We start from the raw sequence: 17,706 nt of genomic DNA on the forward strand, positions 1-17,706 counted from the left end.
TGACTATTATAGCTAACTGTATTGCTTATCTTAATACTGTTAGGATCTCACCTTGAGAGTTTAGCCCTCTAAAAATATAGCCACCTACTAAATGAGATTCTAACTCATCTAAGTAAACTGCGAAACCATCTCTAATGGTAAGTACTTCAAAAAATGTTGAATTTGCTATAATATCTCGGATATTATCCGAGTATTCCTCTTCATACTTTTCATTACTTACAATCACTTTAACTATTGCTGGATCAAGTGCTTGAACGGCTATAATTGTGTCATACAGGTTATTCTTGTTAAGACTCCCTCCCCAAGTACGTAAGAGAGGTACTGTCGAATCGTGATAACTTATTTCCTGACTATTAATTGCTCGATGTAGCAAACCCAAATATGATTTAACAACATATATGCGGTTATATTGCTGGCCATCTGCAACGATTACTTTCATTCCGTCATACTGATGCTCATAAATAATGTTCCCTGCTGTACCGAAAGGATGTTTCTTAATCGCACCTCGTTCACTGAAGGAAAAACCTTGGGTTGGAATTAATATATAACCAATGAAGATGATAACAAGTAGAGCGACATAGTTTCTAATCCTTTTCCGCTGCATTGCGCCCTCCTTTGTGATTTGTTTTATACATCCACTTCAAAAATCGAATCTACGATGATTGGTAAATTGGCCCGAACACTCGCAGCGCCAAATACTGATCTAGCATGTACGCCCTTTTCGCCGAAAACATCATAGAGAAGATCAGAAATACCGTCAAGCACTTTAGGATGCTCTTCAAAATGAGGTTCAGCATTAACAAACCCTTGTATCTTCACAACTCTTTTCACTTTGTCCAAGCTACCTAATGCATCCTTCACTACAGCTAATATCTCGATGCCAGTATTACGCGCAAATTGATAACCTTCCTCAGTTGTATATGTACTACCTAATTTACCTTTTGGATTACCGCTTGGTCCTTTTCCTGAGACGAACATCAATCCATTGACAATAACGAAATTCGTATATGTTCCTGCTGGATTACTAGCTATAGGTAATTCGATATTTAATGACATTAATCTTTCATCTATAATATTAGCCATTACATTCCCTCCTGTATTTCGATGTTTGGTTGTGATGAGCTTCTGTTATGAATTATTGTAGTTGTCATTCGATAAGCTATCATTCCGATTATTGTTCCGATAACGAGCGCAAGTAAGGAGTAGGATAATACAAGCAGACAAAATACAAAGCTAGGCATAAATAATGTTTCCAGTGCAATTTCTAATTTCATCACTGTTGCCCCGCCAAATATAAGAGCAAACAAAGTATACAATGTAACGGATGTACGCATCACTTTCCAAGAGCCTTTGCAAATTAGTGATGTACTCACTGCGGAAGTTAATATTAGCGTGATGATGGCCGTAGTTAGCACTGCAGAAAGATTCGAATGATCGGCTTTGAGTAGTAAACTTAAACATATCAAAGTTGCAATACAGTGCACAGTAGCAGGGATTAAACGTAATGCGAAATTTTTCATGATCACGCCTCCAAATCGTAACATATCGTTAGTTAATCGGAATTATTGTGTAATAATCATGATGTATAAATCGGTCTAGCGAATGTCTACTAAGCGCAGTTTAGGCCATCTATCCAGCCAGCCTTTTGATTGGTGTCTCGTATAATAATAATCTACATTAGTAAACAAATCTGTTTTACGAAGCTGCATATGTAATAGATCGTCTAACCCATATGGCGCGATAATTTCAATACACCCGGTGTCATCTAGCCTCATACCAACAGCAGTAGCAGTTTCTGGCCAATATCGCATTGCATCAAGTGTGCTTGTGTAGGGTAATGTGCCATTCGTGAGATGCATTCGTGCTTGATTTTTCACTGACCAACTGTATTGGGGCTTCCACTTATTCAATTGCTGCTCTGCTTCTACTTCTTGGTCAAAAGCTAGATTTTGAGCATCGTAAAAGATAATATCAACATCATTTAACGGTAAATGATGTTGATAATTAGACAAATAATCCCAACAGTAATTGCGAATGTATCCCGCAGCGATATAGCATTGCGGGAGAGCTAATTCCTTAATATATTGTAGGTCGTTGAGCAAACCATCTTTAGTCATCATGATGTTTTTTAACTGATCTTCTTTCAATCGATTAACTCCTTTGTCATTCGTTGTATGCATTCTACTCGATTATCGAATGGATCTCGGAACTCAAAGCGTTCATAACCAGGTATAGGCACGCATTCTACTAGCGAAATACCTTGTTCGATGATTATATTGCGAATTGCTGATAAGTCGCTAACTTCATAGCCGATATGTGCTTTTGTAAGATTGCGCTGGACCCCATCTTCCGTTCCGATATGCACCTCGCGATCTCCAACTTGTATCCAAAATCCACCTCTCCCTTGTAAAGAAGCGGGTTTTTCTATTTCTGGTAAGTTTAATACTTCACAATAAAAGGTTTTAGCTTGTTGTTCTGCATTTTTGGGAATAGTAATTTGTACATGATGTATTCCTATAATCATCACTGCATCATCCTTCGCAATATTATTATAATTAACATAGTTAACTTTTCCGAATAAATAGGTTTCATTGATTCAAGCAACACACAAAATTATATCATAAATGTATAATGATGGTTCAATAATGTGCTATTTTTTTATAAAGGATGTTCTGAATTTATACATTAACAATGTCTTAAACATAGATTCATTATTGTTGTGTATTGATACTTTGTCTTTATAATAGAAATCGTTAAAATCAACTGGTAATTTTAGTATTGGTTGCACAGGAGTTTCTGAAATCCATTCGTCAAATGCAATCTTCCCCTTCTCTACTTTTCGGAATGTACTGTCTGGTAACATATAAATAATTCCATCAGTCCATGGTACATTCCTCATAGTTTCTAAATTAATTGCGAAATAATAGAATCGTTTGTTGCGTGAAGAAGGCTACTAAATTGGAATGAAATAATAGCTTCATTGCGCCATGTAACAGCAAATTATTCACTCCTAAATAGATTGGTCAACTATTCAAATAACGTAGGATAGTTTCATACAACTTTTGTTTCTCCGTATTTCTTATATCATGACCTGATTTCATAAATTGAACTTCATCTATATGAGCGAATAATATTCTATATTGCTCCATATGGGATGGATCGATCAATGTTCCTTCATCTGTACCTCTAAGAATAAGTGCTTCTTTATCTATAAATGTAGTGAATTTAGAAGATGTAGATTCTGTCCCAATACCATAAACTGCTTTTTTCGTAATATTTTTGGTTCTATTGAAAGGAATAATATAGTTATTGTAATAATCTTCAGCCCAGTTATTATCCATCTCTTTATGTTCTGGAGGATAATCTTGTAGGATCACTTTATGAATACAATCGGAATGTTGTTCAATATAGCCTAGAGCATAGGAAACACCTCTTGAATACGCGTAAATGTGGAAGCTAGTTAATCCGGCATATTGTACAACGCTAATAATATCCTTGACATGATCTTCTAGGTTGTAGCCAACAACTGGTGAATCACTGAGCCCTCTGCCTCTAAAGGACAATACAATGCCTCGTCTAGGCCATATTTCATGGAGCAGCTCTTCGTATTCTTCCGCAGTCTCAGATAGTCCAGGACATATTAGTAGTGGAATTAACGACGGATCAGCATCTTCATGTGAATCTAAGTAATGAATGTTTACCTTTGATCGTGTTATTTCTGATCGTAATTTCACCGGGTTCACCTTCTATATCTATTGTTTGCTACCGATGTACATGATATGTGAAGAACTTCCTAAAATATATGGATTTTCTGACTGTTCTAATACGAGGTTCATGATCTGATTGAATTCTACCTCTCCTCTTTCTTTCCAATAATCCCATTGTTCCTTTGACATATTGGTTGCTACACTACTAGAGCCAATGAGTTTTACCGTCTGAAAACCTTGAGATTCCATAAACGGAGATATTTCATCAATAGGATAGTAGTAGGCTTCTGTAAATCTTCCTTCATCACTATGGTTGAATACTCCTGTTTCTAGAAATGTAGTTATCCCTTGCGAAGTATGATTAGGTTTCCAAAATTGTGGATGGTGTAAGGATGTTTATAAAAACTTTGTTCTCGACATAAATGCGACAAAGACAATACCGCCTGATTTGGTTACTCGATATAATTCTTGAATAGCTCGCATTCGATTCTCTTCACTTTGTAAATGATACATTGGACCAAGCATAATTGTGGCATCGAATTGTTCATCTGCAAATGAATTTAAGTCGCATGCATCCATAACATGAAATCCATCAAAGTGATCTTGAAGTTTGAATTCTTTTACTTTGTGTTGTGCGATCTCAACTAGTCGAGGCGTTAAGTCAGTTAATGTAATTTGATAGCCTTGCTTCGCTAATTCAATTGAATACTTACCAGGTCCTGCTCCATTATCAAGGATTCGGCCTGACAGCGGTAAATGAGCTCGTATATGATGCATGTTGATCATAAACTCTATTGGTTCACGATCAAGTCGACCCCATTCATCAAACTTATTGTAATAATTAATAATAGATTTCATTAGAAGTTCCACCTCTCTTTTTTGATCTATTATTCAAGTAAACCTTTCTCGGAATCGTTCAATGACTTCACCATATACATTTTAAATGATCAATTATAAGTTGCTTTACTATTTCTAAGTTATTAACTGATACATTGGTAGGTTCAAGCCACCCAAAGCCATCTCCAATGTATCGTGGAAAGAGATGCATATGATAATGATCTAAATCATTAAAAGATCCGCCATTTTGCATAACAGATATACCGCTAGGTTGATATATTTGCTTTAATGCTTTTGAAATATAAACCGAAGCTTGCATAATTGCTTGCAGTGTTAGATCGTCTATCTCGTCAAGTTCGCGATAGTGCTTTTTAGGTAATATGAGTGTATGACCATTATGAAGCGGAGCTATATCTAGAATACAAGTAATGAATTCATTTTCATAAACGATGTGTACGTCAGTAATGCCATTAGCTAATTCACAGCCAAGACAATTCATATGTTCAGTCCTTCCAAATTAATTAACCATATTAACTATTGAAGTTGAATATACATCTCTTTCACAAACACAGCAGTACCAGTAATTGAAACATTTATTTTATCGTTGCTTCTGCTAGCATTAACGATTACTCTACCATCTCTTCCGATGTCCTGCCCTTGTTCAACGATAAATGTAGTTTCATTAATCTCTTTGTTAATGTAGGTTAAATAGTAAGCCCCCATTACTCCAGAAGCTGTTCCGGTTACTGGATCTTCTATTGTACCCGAATAAGGAGAAGAGAAATGTCTTGCATGCATAAAGGCATCAGCATGTACAGTTTCCAGACAAAATGGATGTATTGAAGCTCTAGGGTTCTCTAATAATACTTGAGGAAAGTCTTTATTGAATGGAATCATTTTTTTGAAGGAATCTAGTTGAACTATAGGAATCAATAATGTCCACGTCCCTGTACTTCCGTATACAATTGGTTTGGAATGATCTATATCGCTGACAGATAATCCTATCGACTGTGCTAATTTATGAACATCACCATTAAAAGGTCTGAAAATAGGTTCGCTTTGATTCATTTCAATATATATCTGCTTATTTTTTATGGAAAAATGAATATCTAGTATTCCGACATTCGTTTCAATCGAAATATGATCTTTTCCCTCTAACAACCCTCTAGTCTTTAGACAATATAGTGATGCCATTGTTGCGTGTCCACACAGATTGATTTCATGTCCAGGAGTGAAAAATTTCAATTTCACATCTGCTATGTCTGATTTGATAATAAATACTGTTTCATTAAAGCCCACATTGAACGCTACTTTTTGCATTTGTTCTTCACTTAATTGCTCTTCACCTATAACAACACCTGCCGGGTTTCCTTTATTAGCAAGGTTGGAAAAGGCATCATAATGATAAACAGTAACTGCGGAACTCATTAGACTGTCACCTCATCTCTCCAAATGATATACTCATCGGGAATTCTTCAAAGTGGCGATACTTTACAACTGAAATGTATCGCGGATTATAGCTGCTACCTCGATTGGTGTTAAGTTTGTATTGTTAATCTTCACGTAGTTATCTAAATGTATCTCATTAGGATGGGAATTCAATCTATGATGTTTTAATGTCTCTAGTAGGCCATGTTCAGATCTAGCAATATCTCGTTTGGTTGGCTTATGTAATAGTCTATTATCAGTTTTGTTTCTTTCAAGTCGCTCTTCAAGGTCGGCTTCAAGCTCTACCAAATAAACCGTTCCATTCTCATTTTCAAAGATAGAACTAATCTTCTTAACATATTCCCAATCTTCAGCAAGATCTAAGCCCCATACAAAGGTGAAGATTAAACCTTCAAGGTCGCTTTTGGCTACTTCTTCAAATATTTCTTGTCTGAATAATCCGACCAACCGTTTGCCAGATGAACTTCCGTAATCAAAGAAATTAGATACCAAATCAATTGTCATATGATTATGGAAAAGCTTCAGATTAGTAATCTCAGCAAGGTGTTGTCCTACCGTCATCTTCCCTACAGCCTGTGGGCCAAATATGATGATTAGTTTCATACCGAGCGAGCCTCCTTAATTATTGAGTCATTTATTTGGTACCAATACAATAAAAGAATGAGCCTGAATAAAATCTATTAGGGTCTTGGCAGAAAGTTTCTACCTTCTCGGCGAAGTCAATTCGCTGTTCTTCCGAAATTAATTGTGCTTGAACGAGATGTCTAGCTTGTTCTCTGCCCATTGCTAATCGTAAAGGGAAAGGTATTTCATCATAAAAACCTGTGAAATCACTAGTGTCGGTAATGACTTTAACCTCGTCTATGCCAGCTGATTTATATAGAGAAAATAACTTCCTACCAATTAATCGATCTGTACCATTGGTCTTTGCATATCGTACATTAGCTCGAATTAGCTCTGAAAACTCATCGGCAAAGGGGTAAAAGATCATTGTCTCGTCATCAACATCAACGCAGACAATGGTTCCTTTAGGTTTACATACACGCTTCATCTCCTGAATAATAGTTTCAGGTTGTTGATTATGCATAAGTACTAAGCGAGTATATACAAAGTCGAATGTATTATCATCGAATGGAAGTCTAGTCGCTTCAGCTTGTAGTACAGTAACGTTATTCAACTGTTCGGATTGTAAGCTTCTTAATATATCTTGACTACTATCTATTCCGATAAATTCAGTCTGTGGCAACATATTAGCAAATAAATTTAGCATTGCACCCGTTCCACAACCAACATCAAGCACTTTACTTGAATGTATCAGACCATGGCTAAGGAATATATCTGTAATCGTTTTCGAATGACTATCAACATTTTTAGTTAGTCTTTCTATTTCAGTAAGTTTTTGCTCCTCTTCAAAAGCATCGAATGTATATGTATGTTGCATATAGTATCCCTCATTCTAGTTTAGTTGTGATATTGCCAATCTCTAGTGCATGCCTTCTCTAACAACTCTTAATAGTTCGTTTTTATGGTCAGGATGACATGCAATTAGGTAAGGTTCATCATTCATCCCAATAAATTCATTGCCTTCAAAGTCGATGACAATCCCGCCAGCTTCTTTTACCATTAAAATACCAGAATAAAGATCGTCGCCCTCGGAGTTATATAATATAATCCCATCGATATCACCCTTGGCTAACATACACCATTGCAGTGTCGGAGCCCAAAGTCTCATCATTCTCTTAAATTTCAGATCAATATGTTGTCTCAATCCTACCGCAATCGTGTGGTTTTGTACTTTATGGCCTTGAATCCAACCTATATTACCTTTGGATAGATTCGTATTACTTTTGACTAACATAGGTAATCCATTACATGTCGCGCCATTATCTTTCTCGGCAATAAATAAACGTTCTGTCATCGGCTCATAGATGACGCCAAGAACAGGTTCAGACTGATACATCAGTGTAATAGAAGTAGAAAATACGGGTAGACCAATCGCGAAATTATTAGTTCCGTCAAGCGGGTCGATTAACCAAAGCCAGTCACTTTCTACTCCTAGATCCCCTATTTCCTCACTATGAACGTGGTGGTCTGGAAATGTCGTTAAAATCGCATTGACAATTAATTGCTCCGTCAAATGATCTACTTCAGTTACTATATCTCCGAACTCATCTTTCAATTCTAAACCTTTGAAGTTATCGAATTTACTTTTTGCAATATCGCCGGCTTGAATAATGATAGATTCACATAACTGTCTTGCATCTTTTATTATTTGATAATCCACTGATGCACCTCTTCTATTTATTATAATGAACTTAGAATATTCAGACTATTATAACTTCGAATGTCTTAATATGGCAATAGAATATTGATGAGAGATTTTGAGGACTGCGTCAAAAGGTGATAATCTATCCATTAGTTCATTTGTTATTATCGTTTTGGATTGATCACTTTCATTAGTCAACCAAGAAACAGATCTAATCTTTCCGCACCACTCTTCATGGGAGAATTCAAGCATATAGTCTTGTTGCCACACATCAATCAGTTGCAAGGAATGACTCTCCCATTCATCGAACCAATTAAGTGGGAACCCCATTTTACGTTCAACAGCATCAGCGTTAGACCCTGCTGGTTTGAGGACAATCTGATTGTTCGTTAGAACTTCAAAGGTCATTCTAGCAATCTCAGAATCAGGTTTGAATATTGAGTTGATTACAATCAAATGACCGTCATTGTCTAAATGTTTTTCGATTTTTCGTAAAACTGCAGAACGATTGAACCAATGCCATGCACGAACAGCAATTATTATTGGAACTACTTGTGCATATTCAAAATCCTCTGCTGTTGACAAAATATACTTTATGTTAGTAACTTATAATTGTTGATCCATCTGAACAGCTTCTTCGATCAATTCAATGGAAGGTTCAATCCCAATCACGTTCGCACCATATTCAACCAAATGCCTACTCACGATCCCTGTACCTTGATTTTCAAATCTATCACCTCAATTGTATTTATTAACGATTGGGATTATCTCATCCAAATCATTAATGATATAGCTGGGTTCGCTACTGTTAGTTTCTTGCTCCATAAAGCCTCGCAGCCATATCGTATGTATACCTACATCATTAGCACCTTTAATATCATTGATAGGGTGATCTCCTATATACCAACATTGAACTGGCTTTGCCTGCAGTCTAGCTAATGAGAGATCAAAGATACTACGATGAGGCTTTTTACAACCTACATCATCGGATACTATAATCTCATCAAAGAAGTTTCTTATATTAACACTATCGATTTTTGCATGTTGTGAACGGCTCGAGCCGTTTGTAATTAATCCTATCTTAAAATTTCTTGATTGCAAATACTGCAACACAGATAAGGCGTTATCCATTAATTCAGTGTATTTATAAAAATCTGAGAACCAAAACTGGATCATATCATCGATAGTCGTTACTGAATTTCGCAACTCAAGTCTAGCGAATAATTCTTCATATAATTCATGCTTCTTTCGGTAACCATTATTATCAGCAACTCTCATCAATTCAACAATGGCAGATCGCATAGATGAATCGGTACGAACAACAAATTGATCAATAAAATCATGTGAGAACTTTTCATAAGCCTTTTTACGGTTGATCAGTGTATTATCAAGATCAAAAATGACAGTATCTCGTTTCATGGGCTCCTCCTTAGTAGAAAACGAAGACAACTTGTTAGAAGTAGTCTGAACGAATAATATTAGTGATACGTATTATTTGTTTCTAGCTGTTTTACGTTTATTAAGATACTTTCGTATAAAGTAATAAAGTGGGGAAAATATTATAAATACTCCGACTAATTCTAATAAATCATCTAGTCCAAATGCTTGATCAATGCCATATAATATTGAAGGACTAGACCAATATGCAATGTGAACCGAGGTGTTAGATTGATTGGGAAAAGCAGTTTCTTGAGTTATCTTGTTAGATAACTCACTAGGAAACTCGCTGGATAGGTTTTGAGTGTTCAAATAACCTTGTACAACTTGCCAGCCAATAATTAATGCCATTAACAATAGTGCAAATATTATGGATTCGATCAATATTCGTTTATTCATTGATTACCCTCCATTCTCTATTCCGATGAACTAACCAGATTTTGTACTCGGTAATTTCATCTTTCAGCTCGTAAACGGCATCCATATCCATGTAATGTCCTACCGCAGTAATTGGTATTCTAATTTCAAGTTTGGTTGTTACTAGCTTTGAAAAATCAATAAACAAACCTTCCTTTGTCGCGTTCAACAGTATTTTTGAAATGTCACTAGGTATAGGTGAAATCTGTTTTCTTGTAAAATTTCTTAACTTGAACGTCACAACTTTTGACAATATCAATTCATAGTCTTGTAGCTGGCTTACATAAATTTTATTGAACCAACCATCATCATGTGCATAATATGCAAATCTGCGTTTGGGAATAACATGTAATGGTTTAGCAAGATGTCCAAAGTAGAGTAGCTCAGCAATTTGAAGGGAAGTTAGAGTATCGAGATCGTCTTCTTTATTGAAATCTACCCAACAAAAATCTCCATATCCGTATACATCATCAGCAATTAACTCATCAATTTCCTGAGAGGTTACATATTCGAATCTTGAGTCTAGGTTCAATTGTGCGTTATCAAAATTATGTTTCAATAGAATTAGATTCTCTGGTCTTTGTTCAACGCACGACATAAACTCATAAAATTCTATTCCATACGAGTAAAAGCATTTATTATCGAATTCCCGACCATTTATATAGATTATATCTCTTACCAGCTGTTTTGTCTTCATTAGGCCGTCCCTCATACTGATCATATTTGGCGTAAAATCTAGCTAGATCTTAGCAACTATTCTTCAATTAAATATACACCATCATTCGTTTTCAACGTTCCTACTTTCGTTACATCAGCATACAAACCGAATTGTACGTTCATATTTTCATTAATGAGCTTAAGTAGGGTAACATCCTTCTCTAACGTATCTGGATCGATCGTAATCATAGCGCAGCGCTCAGAAGGATACTTAATCGTAAGCTCGCTATTACCGATCATAAGGCGTCGACCAATAAGATCAACTTCATTAATATCTTCTTCAAGCATAATACAGAAATTCGCTCTGAATCTACGGTGATCAATTCGTTTGCCATAAAGCTGCTCAAGTCTCTGTAACTGCTAGGTTATCGGCGTCAGGTACTGCTTCTAATTTGGCGTGATAACCGATTACGCCATACTTAGCTAAGTCTACAGACTGTAACGTCTCGCCTGAAAAGGATTTTACAGGATATCTATTTATTTTAATTAGCTTACCAATTTGAGTTGTATTCATTGTCGTTACTCCTTTAATTCTCTTACGTTGAACGATGAGGATCTGAACGTCTAGCTTAATTGTAGATTACTCCGTAATTTCCATCCATCGATATGAAAGCCACCCGCTTCTTGTAACACATATTCTGTCAGCCTGCTGTAGTATTGAAGCATCTGATCTGTAGTTTCTACTATCATTGCTTCGATGTACATATTACTGAATAGTTGGTCTGGAAAAACTTGTTTCATATATTTTTTCAAGTAGGATGCTTCGGATAAGTATCGACTAATCTGATAATGAGGAATTTTCTCTATGTGAAGTATAGAGCAATATGTATCGAACAATTGACACAAGGAGTTATAATAAACAAATTTGAAATCAGATCGTTTTTGCTCATAACAATCCAGTAGATTATCGTATGCATCCCATAATGTATACTTTTTCACTTCTATCAGTGAAGCGGATACGTCTTCGTAGCTTTTGGATTTCCAACTTAGAGCTTCCTGCTTTAGCAGCTCGATAACTCCAGTATGATCAAAGATAACTTTGCCAGTAATAAATTGAACCATCGCCATTGTACGATGTTCATTATAGTCTTCCTGGAAGTAGCTTCGGATTTGTTGAGGCGGATTAGCGAAATACTCGATTAACAATCCGTTAATGATACAATTCCCTCTTTCTCGCCACTCTACATGATCTGACAGTATAATATGAACATCTATATCTGATCTATTAGATGGCTCGCCGGTAATATAGCTACCACAAACCAATGCACCAACGACATCTTCGTTATGCTCCCAAGTGGCTAAAAACTGTTCGAGAGCTATTTCCCATGGTTTCATTAATGAATACCCCCTGATGTAAATATCAAGTATTTTCTATCTTCATAAGAATAGCTATAGCCAATTGCAATGTTCTATCTGCTGAGATGACGATAAACAAGATGCTTACCTCCATTTTAAATGTTATCCAAAGAGAATATCCATGACAGAACCTAGTGTTCCTGCCTTCTTTCCATTCAAGACACTAGGATCATAGATTTCAACGTAGCCACAGTTGTTACATGAAACAAATAGGAAATGATTATGCTGAATATCAAATAGTTTACTTAACCCATTACCCGTCATCGCAACTTCCTTCACTCGACAATCATCGCATTGACACTTTGCACACTTAAAGTTGCCACTAATCATATCTATGACGGATAGAAGGTCACCATACTCTTCATCGGTGTAATGTAATGGCTCCGAGTCTAATGTAGAATTACTATCAAAATCACGATCAGATACATCATGCAGCTTTTGATGACATTGTGGACATTTACCATTTGTGATCACTATCTCATCTTGACACCATGGGCATTCTATCAAATCAGCACATCCTATATATAGATTTGGTGATGGGTCCTATTTATTGTTAAGAATGATAGCATCAACTATTTTTCGAAATTGAAGTTGTACTTCTTCTGTAGCAATAAACTCTTTATTTTGAACCATTAACAATTCCCATGTATCTTTCACACTGCCATTTGTTTCTGTACTGATCTCTTTATATATCGTAACTAGCTCATCTAGAATGTTAGTTATAATTTTAATTTCTTCTATTTCCTTCTCTTCTAATGTGAAATATTTCAGTTCTCCATCATTAAGTAAGTTTTCGGTGTGATTATTATACAAAAGATCAAAATATATGGATATATCTTGAAATATATCAAATAAAGCGAAGTTGGTATTACTCGTTACAGTAAGTTGCATAGAATCTTTGGGATGTAGTGAATTGTATATCAATACAAATTCACTTTGGATGGTCTCCAAATCATTAAAATCTCTTTGTAAATAATTTCGATTAGATCCGATCAGACCAACATACAATCTACGATCCGATATTGCTTGCTTCAACGATTCATTAAGTGAGGATATCTTATAATATTTCGATAATCTATAACTAATAGAAACTTCGTAAAGTGCTTGTTCTGTTCCTTTGTTGTTATTATGTTGGATAGTGTTATAGCTTACTGATACTATAAGTAACACAACAATAATTAAGCTTAAGACTTTGAATTTATTGTTCATCTTGGCCTCCTGAACTATTTTCAATTCGCTTATGCAGAAAAATAAGTCTTTCAATCACTTGAAATCCGTTCTTTGTATAAAATTTTTCTGCTGGAATCCCCCTGTTTGTCAATAACGTTATATTTCGTATACCATTAGATATTAAATTTTGCTCTACATGTTTCATTAATTGTGTTCCTATGCCTCTTCTTTGCCCATCAACTTGAACACACATTTCATTAATGTAAAATTCATCGCCTTCCCACCATCTTTTTCGAAATCCCAATATAAATCCTTGGACAACTCCGTCTTCGTCCGCAATATATCCTTTAAACCCAGGAGTACATACATAGTCTGTTAAATACTGCGCAGCACCTTCGATCGACCAATTGTCATTCCATGGTTCACGATTAAATACGTTCAAAAAGAGCGTAATACAATTATCAAAGTCTTTACTCTCTACAAATTCACGAATATTCATGATGATTGATTCCTCCCCTTGTCCTCGATTTTAATCATACTCATTCGTATTTTCCAAATCATTGAAGCTACTATCACGCCAAGAAAAGTTCCACTAATTGGTGCAACAAACATTATTCCAAGGACGTTATGACTTGCTGATAGCAATAATTTCGATATTGTGACAACGAACGCGGTTACAAGAACGATCAGCCAATATATTCTTTTCTGTTTTTTCGTAACAGCTGTTCCTACTTTTTGAGAAGGATGACTACTGAACAGGTAATAGCCAACCATACATACAATAAATACAAGTCCTACAATAGATGATGTATATTGTAGTGCTTTATACGTTGGTATATTCATAATAAGCACCTCATTCAATGCAGGCAGTAAGTCGACGAAAAAACCATGTGCATGAGTAAAACCATCAATAATAATATGAGTTCCAAATCCTATTATTATTGACATGACGAGTACTAACCATGATCTCACTGTATTTAAGTTCTCCTGATGTAAAAATTGATAGAGTCTTGAACTAAGGTAATAACGCGAAGTGATATGAAGAGATAATGGAACTTTTATTACATGATGAACGAGATAGGCTATTATTATCGATAGTGGCAGCGCTTGGAGAAATAACCCTATAAATGAATGACCAATACTTCTAAATGGCTCCAGCCTTATGAAATATTCAAAGTCAGGAGACATGCTTCCTAATATCAACCCTGTAGTGCTAAAATATTTGGGTTTTATGTACTTTAGCGGTACTGCAAACATTGCATGTGACAATGTAAATGGCATAGTATACTCCTACTCAAAATGAATTATAGTTAATAATATCTGTGTAACAATTAGGTGAGATAGTTTATTATTTCTGCATTAATTTGCTCGGATTGTTCGTGATTAATCGCATGACCTGCATTATTAATGATCGTATAGGTTAGTTGATACTTATTAAGTCTTTGTATTGCCTTCGGATAGTAACTCAGTACATCTTTATCACCGATTAGAAATAACGATTTATCTCTGATCAGACTAATTTGATCATGGTGGAACATAGTCAGTGTATGCTTCATCATCGACTTATTATTGAAATACTTAAGTAGATAGTACCAATGGTTCATGAGCTCGGTATTATTCTCGAATACTGAATAATTAGATCCACTTAGCTTTCTAAGTAATTTCTTACAATTGTTTTGTGTTGGAAATAAAGCTTCTGGTAGAAAGGCGTTCATCATTTTCCTCATCACTTCAAACTGGCTACTTGCGATTGTCCCTGCCATACAAACAATTTTAGTAACTTTAGAAGGTCTCATGATTGCATAATGATAAGCTAAGTACGCTCCATATGACACTCCCACAATATGCGTTGTTTCTATTGTTAACGATTCAAGTAGCTCATCGAGCCATGTTGTTTGGTCAAATTCTTTGTAATAGTTATCATTCGGTTCACTCTTACCAGAACCTCCAATTGCATCTATTGCAATAACATAAAAACTTTCAGATAGCTGTTGTATATTATAGATCCACATCATTGCCGAGTTGTCTGCCGTTCCATGTAGCAGTATTAAAGGAGGATTAGTTGGTAAACCTGCTAGTATAAGATGTGTACTTCCATACGATGTCATAATGTCAATCTCTTCGTATATGACATCCCATTGTGCCAATAATCTATTATAGGATTCGTAGATAAGATGTTGACCTTCGCTAGATTTGTATCTTTTCATTAGATTTCACCCCTAGCTTAAATTAGTGGTTGAGCATAGACCTTCCTTAAATCGAATTTGAAATTTAGTTAACATAATTGTGGAATTCCTTTAATAAAGTAATTCTTCATTCAAGTATTTGTTGCGCATTAAAATATTTTTGACCGTCGAGATTGTATTAGCTCTTTTTGGAACTGCTGCTATTCTACTGAGTAAAATAAATCTAAGGCAAGCGATGGCTTCGAATATTTCTAGTTCATCACGAGTGTACTTCGTATCACTGATAAGATCATTCATTATTTATTCAACCTTTCCATACGATTAGTACCACTAGATATCGTGATAGTGTTGTATTGCCCATCCTGAAAGATTAAACCGTTTAACTGTAGACCGTATGCACATCCACCATCTATCCCCATCTTATCTTCACCAAACCAAACATCTGCTTTGCCATGTATATCAATAACCTTCGTATGACCGAATACTACCTTCTTATCTATGACTGTTGGTTGCGAGATAAATTCATCCTTAATATACATAAAATCATAATCGGATTGTTCCTTCCAATTACTATAATTAGGGTTAATGCCTGCATGCACATAGAGATGATGATCGTCTTCGTAATATAGAGGCAATTTACTAAGAAATTCAATATGATGACTATAATTATCCTTAATGCTTGAGATCGCGGTATTCAAGTCTATATCTGAATTTCCAAACTTATAGTCACAATAGCTATTCATCGTTTCAATACCACCGTGCTCGATGAATTTGGTCTCAATAGTTTTATCTGGGTTTCTTATTAAATCTACTAATCGTTGATCGTGGTTACCTCGTAATGCAATCGCGCCATATTCTTTAACTAGCAATATGACTTTATCAACCACTTCTTTACTATTTGGTCCTCTGTCGACATAATCACCGAGTAATATTAACTTATCCGAAGCTGAACTTAATTCCAACGCAGTGATTAATTGATCAAATTGATCTATACATCCATGAATGTCACTTATCATTATAATTCTACTCATACATTGCCTCCTATAACAGTCTTACAATCGCGACCTATCCTTCCTATTATAAATCTCGCTTTTTCACAGAAGGGATCCTTACCGTTGAGAGTATTTAATTTAATTCTATTAGTAGAGGATTGATAAATTAGCTTAAACATGGTTGTTTAAATATCTTCTCTCTTCAATCGTGAGTTTTCTTCATCAATAGCAAACAGTTGCTGTTTCAACTTATTTTGTTCGTTGACATACCCTTTAATATTATTGTCAACATATGACTTTTTACCAAGCTTGTCATATATCATGATTAAAGCTAAAGCCAAAATCGCAAAATTATAAATTAAAAGTCCTTCAATCGAAAATTCATTATATATAATGATGTTTATAACGATTAAAAGAAAAAACGTTAATAAATACTTCATCTATTTTTCCCCTCTCAACGTAAAAAACATTGAATTATTTTCTTGCTATACCCCCCTTTAAATCGCTTAATCGTATGATCATTATCATCATTCGAATGTCCTTAAATTGTCTGAGTTTAGTTCAGCATAAAAGATGATTCGATTACCAAAAGGATCCGTTACACAACATTCTTCGTTTCCCCAAGGGGTTAATTCTAATCCAGGTCTTGAATAGTTATAGTCTTTATTAATAAGCTCGCGATGGAAATCTTTAATTCCATCGACTTCAATTCTAATGGCAGCTCCAGGGCTACAATCCCCGTGATGTTCGCTTAAGTGAATCTTAATATTGTTCCTTGAGACTTGCATATATAATGGTAAATCCGAATCAAAGCGATGTTCCCAATCTAGCTTGAATCCTAAGTAATGGATATAAAACTCTTGAGCTTTCGTAATATCAAATATACGTAGAATTGGTACAATTTGTTGCAGCAATAACGTCAACCTCCTAGTTGTTTAAGGAAATTACCTTGCTTTTTTGAATGTTAATAGAACTTAACTCTTCTCTAAATTGCAGACGAATATGAGCTCGGGGAATACTTACTCTTCCCGTGCCACAAGCTACTTCTAATATTTCTTGACCGTATTGATGTGAGTAGTCTAAGTAAAAAGAAATATCATCCTTTATAATGCCACGTTGATCAAAATCATATAAGTATGAGATATTATTGAATTTGTTAGTGTTATTCAACA

At 35.3% G+C, this 17,706-nt stretch carries 31 protein-coding genes; all 31 read right to left on the bottom strand.

From position 1 onward, the window contains the following. Positions 1 to 25: 25 nt before the first annotated feature. The 31 genes from AC1TPB_RS12345 to AC1TPB_RS12495 all read right to left on the bottom strand — a co-directional run bounded on the left by AC1TPB_RS12345 (position 26) and on the right by AC1TPB_RS12495 (position 17,704). Positions 26 to 604: a hypothetical protein gene (locus AC1TPB_RS12345; RefSeq protein ID WP_482076762.1), complete on the bottom strand. Its 579-nt coding sequence runs from the start codon at positions 602 to 604 to the stop codon at positions 26 to 28. A 23-nt stretch (positions 605 to 627) separates the two neighbouring features. Further along, a complete protein-coding gene (locus AC1TPB_RS12350) occupies positions 628 to 1,083 on the bottom strand; it encodes a RidA family protein (protein WP_482076763.1) in 456 nt (151 codons plus the stop codon). After that, a complete protein-coding gene (locus tag AC1TPB_RS12355) occupies positions 1,083 to 1,520 on the bottom strand; it encodes a hypothetical protein (protein WP_482076764.1) in 438 nt (145 codons plus the stop codon). Before AC1TPB_RS12355 ends, AC1TPB_RS12350 begins: the two co-directional genes overlap by 1 nt. Positions 1,521 to 1,595: 75 nt before the next feature. Continuing rightward, on the bottom strand, positions 1,596 to 2,147 hold the full coding sequence (locus tag AC1TPB_RS12360) for a nucleotidyltransferase family protein (protein ID WP_482076765.1): 552 nt from the start codon (positions 2,145 to 2,147) through the stop codon (positions 1,596 to 1,598). Next, positions 2,144 to 2,524: a VOC family protein gene (locus tag AC1TPB_RS12365; RefSeq protein ID WP_482076766.1), complete on the bottom strand. Its 381-nt coding sequence runs from the start codon at positions 2,522 to 2,524 to the stop codon at positions 2,144 to 2,146. The genes AC1TPB_RS12360 and AC1TPB_RS12365 overlap by 4 nt, the downstream gene beginning before the upstream one ends. Before the next feature lie 126 nt (positions 2,525 to 2,650). Then, complete coding sequence (locus AC1TPB_RS12370; RefSeq protein ID WP_482076767.1) at positions 2,651 to 2,899, bottom strand: hypothetical protein; 249 nt, start codon at positions 2,897 to 2,899, stop codon at positions 2,651 to 2,653. 124 nt (positions 2,900 to 3,023) lie between these two features. Beyond that, positions 3,024 to 3,734, bottom strand: coding sequence for an alpha/beta fold hydrolase (locus AC1TPB_RS12375; protein ID WP_482076768.1), 711 nt, complete (start codon positions 3,732 to 3,734; stop codon positions 3,024 to 3,026). Between the two features lie 18 nt (positions 3,735 to 3,752). After that, positions 3,753 to 3,956: a hypothetical protein gene (locus tag AC1TPB_RS12380; protein ID WP_482076769.1), complete on the bottom strand. Its 204-nt coding sequence runs from the start codon at positions 3,954 to 3,956 to the stop codon at positions 3,753 to 3,755. Between the two features lie 147 nt (positions 3,957 to 4,103). Continuing rightward, complete coding sequence (locus tag AC1TPB_RS12385; RefSeq protein WP_482076770.1) at positions 4,104 to 4,565, bottom strand: class I SAM-dependent methyltransferase; 462 nt, start codon at positions 4,563 to 4,565, stop codon at positions 4,104 to 4,106. Between the two features lie 67 nt (positions 4,566 to 4,632). After that, entirely contained in the window at positions 4,633 to 5,043 is a 411-nt protein-coding gene (locus AC1TPB_RS12390; protein WP_482076771.1) for an HIT family protein, read from the bottom strand. Positions 5,044 to 5,078: 35 nt separating this feature from the next. Further along, complete coding sequence (locus AC1TPB_RS12395; protein WP_482076772.1) at positions 5,079 to 5,972, bottom strand: PhzF family phenazine biosynthesis isomerase; 894 nt, start codon at positions 5,970 to 5,972, stop codon at positions 5,079 to 5,081. Positions 5,973 to 6,035: 63 nt separating this feature from the next. After that, the gene (locus AC1TPB_RS12400; RefSeq protein WP_482076773.1) at positions 6,036 to 6,596 is read right to left on the bottom strand and encodes an AAA family ATPase; all 561 of its coding nucleotides are present in this window, start codon (positions 6,594 to 6,596) and stop codon (positions 6,036 to 6,038) included. A 31-nt stretch (positions 6,597 to 6,627) separates the two neighbouring features. Next, positions 6,628 to 7,434: a methyltransferase domain-containing protein gene (locus tag AC1TPB_RS12405; protein WP_482076774.1), complete on the bottom strand. Its 807-nt coding sequence runs from the start codon at positions 7,432 to 7,434 to the stop codon at positions 6,628 to 6,630. Positions 7,435 to 7,476: 42 nt separating this feature from the next. Beyond that, positions 7,477 to 8,277: an inositol monophosphatase family protein gene (locus AC1TPB_RS12410; protein ID WP_482076775.1), complete on the bottom strand. Its 801-nt coding sequence runs from the start codon at positions 8,275 to 8,277 to the stop codon at positions 7,477 to 7,479. A 48-nt stretch (positions 8,278 to 8,325) separates the two neighbouring features. Further along, positions 8,326 to 8,844 carry a hypothetical protein gene (locus tag AC1TPB_RS12415; protein WP_482076776.1) on the bottom strand — a complete coding sequence of 173 codons (519 nt, stop codon included), beginning with the start codon at positions 8,842 to 8,844 and terminating at the stop codon, positions 8,326 to 8,328. A gap of 153 nt (positions 8,845 to 8,997) precedes the next feature. After that, positions 8,998 to 9,678 (bottom strand): HAD family hydrolase, encoded by a 681-nt coding sequence (locus AC1TPB_RS12420; protein ID WP_482076777.1) that lies wholly within the window; start codon positions 9,676 to 9,678, stop codon positions 8,998 to 9,000. Between the two features lie 72 nt (positions 9,679 to 9,750). Further along, positions 9,751 to 10,095 carry a hypothetical protein gene (locus tag AC1TPB_RS12425; protein WP_482076778.1) on the bottom strand — a complete coding sequence of 115 codons (345 nt, stop codon included), beginning with the start codon at positions 10,093 to 10,095 and terminating at the stop codon, positions 9,751 to 9,753. Continuing rightward, the gene (locus AC1TPB_RS12430; RefSeq protein WP_482076779.1) at positions 10,088 to 10,810 is read right to left on the bottom strand and encodes a hypothetical protein; all 723 of its coding nucleotides are present in this window, start codon (positions 10,808 to 10,810) and stop codon (positions 10,088 to 10,090) included. Before AC1TPB_RS12430 ends, AC1TPB_RS12425 begins: the two co-directional genes overlap by 8 nt. A 56-nt stretch (positions 10,811 to 10,866) precedes the next feature. Then, positions 10,867 to 11,154: an MOSC domain-containing protein gene (locus tag AC1TPB_RS12435; RefSeq protein ID WP_482076894.1), complete on the bottom strand. Its 288-nt coding sequence runs from the start codon at positions 11,152 to 11,154 to the stop codon at positions 10,867 to 10,869. 19 nt (positions 11,155 to 11,173) lie between these two features. Next, entirely contained in the window at positions 11,174 to 11,344 is a 171-nt protein-coding gene (locus AC1TPB_RS12440; protein WP_482076780.1) for a hypothetical protein, read from the bottom strand. Positions 11,345 to 11,394: 50 nt separating this feature from the next. Further along, positions 11,395 to 12,165: a nucleotidyltransferase domain-containing protein gene (locus AC1TPB_RS12445; RefSeq protein WP_482076781.1), complete on the bottom strand. Its 771-nt coding sequence runs from the start codon at positions 12,163 to 12,165 to the stop codon at positions 11,395 to 11,397. Between the two features lie 123 nt (positions 12,166 to 12,288). Beyond that, positions 12,289 to 12,660, bottom strand: a complete 372-nt coding sequence (locus tag AC1TPB_RS12450) for a zinc ribbon domain-containing protein (protein ID WP_482076782.1) — start codon at positions 12,658 to 12,660, stop codon at positions 12,289 to 12,291. A 69-nt stretch (positions 12,661 to 12,729) separates the two neighbouring features. Next, positions 12,730 to 13,395 carry a hypothetical protein gene (locus AC1TPB_RS12455; protein ID WP_482076783.1) on the bottom strand — a complete coding sequence of 222 codons (666 nt, stop codon included), beginning with the start codon at positions 13,393 to 13,395 and terminating at the stop codon, positions 12,730 to 12,732. Further along, the gene (locus AC1TPB_RS12460) at positions 13,385 to 13,855 is read right to left on the bottom strand and encodes a GNAT family N-acetyltransferase (protein ID WP_482076784.1); all 471 of its coding nucleotides are present in this window, start codon (positions 13,853 to 13,855) and stop codon (positions 13,385 to 13,387) included. The genes AC1TPB_RS12455 and AC1TPB_RS12460 overlap by 11 nt, the downstream gene beginning before the upstream one ends. Next, positions 13,852 to 14,637, bottom strand: coding sequence for a DUF4184 family protein (locus tag AC1TPB_RS12465; protein ID WP_482076785.1), 786 nt, complete (start codon positions 14,635 to 14,637; stop codon positions 13,852 to 13,854). Before AC1TPB_RS12465 ends, AC1TPB_RS12460 begins: the two co-directional genes overlap by 4 nt. Before the next feature lie 50 nt (positions 14,638 to 14,687). Beyond that, entirely contained in the window at positions 14,688 to 15,563 is an 876-nt protein-coding gene (locus AC1TPB_RS12470; protein ID WP_482076786.1) for an alpha/beta fold hydrolase, read from the bottom strand. Between the two features lie 90 nt (positions 15,564 to 15,653). Next, positions 15,654 to 15,839 (bottom strand): hypothetical protein, encoded by a 186-nt coding sequence (locus tag AC1TPB_RS12475; RefSeq protein WP_482076787.1) that lies wholly within the window; start codon positions 15,837 to 15,839, stop codon positions 15,654 to 15,656. Continuing rightward, the gene (locus tag AC1TPB_RS12480; protein ID WP_482076788.1) at positions 15,839 to 16,573 is read right to left on the bottom strand and encodes a metallophosphoesterase family protein; all 735 of its coding nucleotides are present in this window, start codon (positions 16,571 to 16,573) and stop codon (positions 15,839 to 15,841) included. Before AC1TPB_RS12480 ends, AC1TPB_RS12475 begins: the two co-directional genes overlap by 1 nt. 146 nt (positions 16,574 to 16,719) lie before the next feature. Continuing rightward, positions 16,720 to 16,974 (bottom strand): hypothetical protein, encoded by a 255-nt coding sequence (locus AC1TPB_RS12485; protein ID WP_482076789.1) that lies wholly within the window; start codon positions 16,972 to 16,974, stop codon positions 16,720 to 16,722. A gap of 87 nt (positions 16,975 to 17,061) precedes the next feature. Further along, positions 17,062 to 17,445: a glyoxalase superfamily protein gene (locus tag AC1TPB_RS12490; RefSeq protein ID WP_482076895.1), complete on the bottom strand. Its 384-nt coding sequence runs from the start codon at positions 17,443 to 17,445 to the stop codon at positions 17,062 to 17,064. 16 nt (positions 17,446 to 17,461) lie between these two features. Continuing rightward, positions 17,462 to 17,704 carry a hypothetical protein gene (locus AC1TPB_RS12495; RefSeq protein WP_482076790.1) on the bottom strand — a complete coding sequence of 81 codons (243 nt, stop codon included), beginning with the start codon at positions 17,702 to 17,704 and terminating at the stop codon, positions 17,462 to 17,464. Between the last annotated feature and the right edge of the window lie 2 nt (positions 17,705 to 17,706).

The organism is Paenibacillus sp. Y951 (assembly GCF_056786395.1).

What these genes read in the sequence shown, in the direction of transcription:
- AC1TPB_RS12380 (WP_482076769.1), bottom strand. Translation starts at nt 3,956, where the DNA reads ATGGAATCTCAAGGTTTTCAGACGGTAAAACTCATTGGCTCTAGTAGT.
- AC1TPB_RS12465 (WP_482076785.1), bottom strand. Translation starts at nt 14,637, where the DNA reads ATGCCATTTACATTGTCACATGCAATGTTTGCAGTACCGCTAAAGTAC.
- AC1TPB_RS12400 (WP_482076773.1), bottom strand. Translation starts at nt 6,596, where the DNA reads ATGAAACTAATCATCATATTTGGCCCACAGGCTGTAGGGAAGATGACG.
- AC1TPB_RS12455 (WP_482076783.1), bottom strand. Translation starts at nt 13,395, where the DNA reads ATGAACAATAAATTCAAAGTCTTAAGCTTAATTATTGTTGTGTTACTT.
- AC1TPB_RS12430 (WP_482076779.1), bottom strand. Translation starts at nt 10,810, where the DNA reads ATGAAGACAAAACAGCTGGTAAGAGATATAATCTATATAAATGGTCGG.
- AC1TPB_RS12350 (WP_482076763.1), bottom strand. Translation starts at nt 1,083, where the DNA reads ATGGCTAATATTATAGATGAAAGATTAATGTCATTAAATATCGAATTA.
- AC1TPB_RS12370 (WP_482076767.1), bottom strand. Translation starts at nt 2,899, where the DNA reads ATGAGGAATGTACCATGGACTGATGGAATTATTTATATGTTACCAGAC.
- AC1TPB_RS12485 (WP_482076789.1), bottom strand. Translation starts at nt 16,974, where the DNA reads ATGAAGTATTTATTAACGTTTTTTCTTTTAATCGTTATAAACATCATT.
- AC1TPB_RS12425 (WP_482076778.1), bottom strand. Translation starts at nt 10,095, where the DNA reads ATGAATAAACGAATATTGATCGAATCCATAATATTTGCACTATTGTTA.
- AC1TPB_RS12440 (WP_482076780.1), bottom strand. Translation starts at nt 11,344, where the DNA reads ATGAATACAACTCAAATTGGTAAGCTAATTAAAATAAATAGATATCCT.
- AC1TPB_RS12385 (WP_482076770.1), bottom strand. Translation starts at nt 4,565, where the DNA reads ATGAAATCTATTATTAATTATTACAATAAGTTTGATGAATGGGGTCGA.
- AC1TPB_RS12395 (WP_482076772.1), bottom strand. Translation starts at nt 5,972, where the DNA reads ATGAGTTCCGCAGTTACTGTTTATCATTATGATGCCTTTTCCAACCTT.
- AC1TPB_RS12365 (WP_482076766.1), bottom strand. Translation starts at nt 2,524, where the DNA reads ATGATTATAGGAATACATCATGTACAAATTACTATTCCCAAAAATGCA.
- AC1TPB_RS12420 (WP_482076777.1), bottom strand. Translation starts at nt 9,678, where the DNA reads ATGAAACGAGATACTGTCATTTTTGATCTTGATAATACACTGATCAAC.
- AC1TPB_RS12470 (WP_482076786.1), bottom strand. Translation starts at nt 15,563, where the DNA reads ATGAAAAGATACAAATCTAGCGAAGGTCAACATCTTATCTACGAATCC.
- AC1TPB_RS12460 (WP_482076784.1), bottom strand. Translation starts at nt 13,855, where the DNA reads ATGAATATTCGTGAATTTGTAGAGAGTAAAGACTTTGATAATTGTATT.
- AC1TPB_RS12475 (WP_482076787.1), bottom strand. Translation starts at nt 15,839, where the DNA reads ATGAATGATCTTATCAGTGATACGAAGTACACTCGTGATGAACTAGAA.
- AC1TPB_RS12345 (WP_482076762.1), bottom strand. Translation starts at nt 604, where the DNA reads ATGCAGCGGAAAAGGATTAGAAACTATGTCGCTCTACTTGTTATCATC.
- AC1TPB_RS12355 (WP_482076764.1), bottom strand. Translation starts at nt 1,520, where the DNA reads ATGAAAAATTTCGCATTACGTTTAATCCCTGCTACTGTGCACTGTATT.
- AC1TPB_RS12405 (WP_482076774.1), bottom strand. Translation starts at nt 7,434, where the DNA reads ATGCAACATACATATACATTCGATGCTTTTGAAGAGGAGCAAAAACTT.
- AC1TPB_RS12390 (WP_482076771.1), bottom strand. Translation starts at nt 5,043, where the DNA reads ATGAATTGTCTTGGCTGTGAATTAGCTAATGGCATTACTGACGTACAC.
- AC1TPB_RS12445 (WP_482076781.1), bottom strand. Translation starts at nt 12,165, where the DNA reads ATGAAACCATGGGAAATAGCTCTCGAACAGTTTTTAGCCACTTGGGAG.
- AC1TPB_RS12480 (WP_482076788.1), bottom strand. Translation starts at nt 16,573, where the DNA reads ATGAGTAGAATTATAATGATAAGTGACATTCATGGATGTATAGATCAA.